A 469-nucleotide genomic window follows, 5' to 3' on the forward strand; every position below is an offset into this window, starting at 1 on the left:
ATCCTGCGCCATGCCGATGGAGCCGGGCACGTTGTGCGAACGGCTGTTACCGTGCGACGCGCGCTGCGATGCCATGTTGTGGCGCTTGATCGTGCCGGCGTAGCCCTTACCGATCGAGGTGCCTTGCACGTCGACCTTCTGGCCCACCGAGAACACGTCCGTGATCGGCACGGCAGCACCCGCGGCGTACTTGCCGGCGGTTTCTGCGGTGACGCGGAATTCCTGGATGATTTCACCGGCTTCCACACCTGCCTTGGCAAGGTGGCCGGCTTCGGGCTTGGTCACGCGAGATGCCTTGCGCGAACCGAACGTGACCTGCAGGGCCACGTAGCCATCGTTCTCTTGGGTTTTCACCTGGGTCACACGGTTGTTGGACACATCCACCACCGTGACGGGCACTGCGTCCCCGTCATCGGTGAACAGACGCATCATGCCCACCTTGCGGCCCAGCAACCCGAGGGAGTTGCTC

General features: G+C 63.8%; 1 protein-coding gene. It reads right to left on the reverse strand.

Annotated features, from left to right (window positions below; all coding sequences use genetic code 11):
* On the reverse strand, positions 1-469 hold a 469-nt coding region (gene rplC / locus GVL61_RS24460), incomplete at both ends, for a 50S ribosomal protein L3 (RefSeq protein WP_159983872.1).

This window comes from Novosphingobium sp. 18050 (genome assembly GCF_902706195.1).
GTDB lineage: Bacteria > Pseudomonadota > Alphaproteobacteria > Sphingomonadales > Sphingomonadaceae > Novosphingobium.